Source organism: Pantoea sp. CTOTU49201 (assembly GCF_032054795.1).
GTDB classification, from domain to species: Bacteria; Pseudomonadota; Gammaproteobacteria; order Enterobacterales; family Enterobacteriaceae; genus Pantoea; species Pantoea symbiotica.
In genome coordinates, this window is the sequence record NZ_DAMBSA010000587.1 from 1 (window position 1) to 2,085 (window position 2,085).

2 protein-coding genes and 1 pseudogene are annotated in these 2,085 nt (G+C 56.9%); 2 read left to right on the plus strand and 1 reads right to left on the minus strand.

The window, feature by feature from the left end:
- Both pstA and pstB read left to right on the plus strand, forming a co-directional pair.
- Positions 1 to 1,178: phosphate ABC transporter permease PstA (pstA, locus tag RTY00_RS24105; protein WP_312666653.1), on the plus strand; the 1,178-nt coding region annotated here is incomplete at its 5' end.
- A gap of 11 nt (positions 1,179 to 1,189) precedes the next feature.
- Positions 1,190 to 1,957 (plus strand): phosphate ABC transporter ATP-binding protein PstB, encoded by a 768-nt coding sequence (pstB, locus tag RTY00_RS24110; protein WP_154190478.1) that lies wholly within the window; start codon positions 1,190 to 1,192, stop codon positions 1,955 to 1,957.
- Positions 1,958 to 2,000: 43 nt separating this feature from the next.
- Here pstB and purN read toward each other — a convergent pair.
- Positions 2,001 to 2,085, minus strand: a pseudogene (gene purN, locus RTY00_RS24115) (phosphoribosylglycinamide formyltransferase); the annotation flags it as partial.

Consider the following 2,085-nt stretch of genomic DNA (forward strand, 5'->3'; position numbering starts at 1 on the left):
TGCATCAGCGTTTGCAGCAGGTACATGAGCAACTGCGCCAGGCGAGTAACATCCGCCGCATTGAGATGGCGCGCCTTAATGCACAGCTGGAAAGCCTGCAGCAGCAGGCCGATGAGCAGCAGCGTAACGGCCGCTTCAGCCTGGAAGTACAGTCTGAGTTTGATGCCAATCGCACGGCGTTACAGCGCCGCTTTAACGCGCTGGCGCAGCAGTTAACTCATCTGCAGCACGAAAGTCAGCGCGATACGCTGGTGCTGCGCGATGTGAACGGCGTGGATCACACCATCCCGTTGGCGCAGGTGGTTGATGCGTGGTATCCAAATGCCATGACCTTAACCAACAAAACGCTGCACTTCTTCAGCCAGATATGGCAATTCGTCAGCGATTCACCGACTGCCGGTGGCGGTGAAAGCGGGGCGTTTCCGGCGATTTTTGGCACCGTGCTGATGGTGCTGTTGATGTCGATCATCGTCATGCCGCTCGGCGTCATCGCGGCGGTATGGTTGCACGAATACGCCGGACGCAATGCGCTGACGCGGCTGGTGCGTATCGCGGTGGTGAATCTCGCCGGCGTGCCGTCGATCGTTTATGGCGTGTTTGGCCTTGGTTTCTTTGTCTGGCTGATTGGCGGCACCATCGACCAGCTGTTCTTCTCCAGCGCCTTACCCAATCCCACTTTTGGTACGCCGGGCTTGCTGTGGGCCGCACTAACGTTAGCGCTGCTGACGCTGCCGGTGGTGATTGTTGCCACCGAAGAGGGATTGTCACGCATTCCGGATAATCTGCGTCAGGGATCGCTGGCGCTGGGCGCAACCCAAGCGGAAACGCTGTGGCGCGTGGTGCTGCCGTTGGCGGTACCGGCGATGCTCACCGGCCTGATTCTGGCGGTGGCGCGTGCAGCCGGAGAAACCGCGCCGCTGATGCTGGTGGGCGTGGTGAAAATGGTGCCAGAGCTGCCGGTTGATGCGGTGTTCCCTTATTTGCACCTCGATCGTAAATTCATGCACCTCGGTTTTCAGATCTACGATTTGGCGTTCCAGAGCCCCAACATCGATGCTGATCGACCGCTGGTTTACGCCACCGCTTTGCTGCTGGTGGTGATCATCCTGTCGCTCAATCTGCTAGCGATGGCATTGCGCCATCGGCTGCGTGAGCGTTACCGGCTTATGACGCACTAAAAAGGTTTCTGATGACGCCCGATTACGACATTGCCCTTCGCGTTAATCAGCTGTCGCTGTGGTATGGCGAACGCCAGGCGCTGAATAACATTGATCTGCAGATCCCGAAAAACCGCATAACGGCGTTGATTGGTCCTTCCGGCTGCGGCAAATCGACGCTGCTACGCTGCTTTAATCGCATGAATGATGTGATCGATCGCTGCCGCATCGAAGGTGAGATTCTGCTGGATGATTACGCGGTGATGCAGGCGAACCAGGATCTTGCCGCGCTGCGTCGCCGCATTGGTATGGTGTTTCAGCGGCCGAATCCGTTTCCTAAATCGATTTACGAAAACGTGGTTTACGGCCTGCGCTTGCAGGGCGTGCGCGATCGTCGCGTGTTGAATGAAGCCTGTGAGCGTGCGCTGCGTGCGGCGGCCTTGTGGGCCGAAGTGAAAGATCAGCTGGGGCAGAACGCCTTAACGCTCTCTAACGGCCAGCAGCAACGTTTGGTGATTGCGCGTGCCATTGCCATTGAGCCGGAAGTATTGTTGCTGGATGAGCCCACCTCGGCACTTGATCCGATCTCAACGCTGGTGATCGAGGAGTTGATGACTACGTTGAAGCAGCATTTCACGCTGGTGTTAGTGACGCACAATATGCAGCAGGCGGCGCGCGTGTCGGATTACACCGCGTTTATGCATAACGGACAATTAGTTGAGTTTGACGAAACCGATCGCATCTTCACTTCGCCAAAAGCGCGGCGTACCGAAGATTACATTACGGGACGGTTTGGTTGATAGTGCGGACGTGATGAAGGTCGCCATGAATGGCGACCCTACGTTAGTCGTGTGCATATCCCTGTGGCGGCAATGGTTTATCATCCAGCCACGCTTTACCTTCACGCATCTGCAAACGCCCATCAACA

What these genes read in the sequence shown, in the direction of transcription:
- pstB (WP_154190478.1), top strand. Translation starts at nt 1,190, where the DNA reads ATGACGCCCGATTACGACATTGCCCTTCGCGTTAATCAGCTGTCGCTG.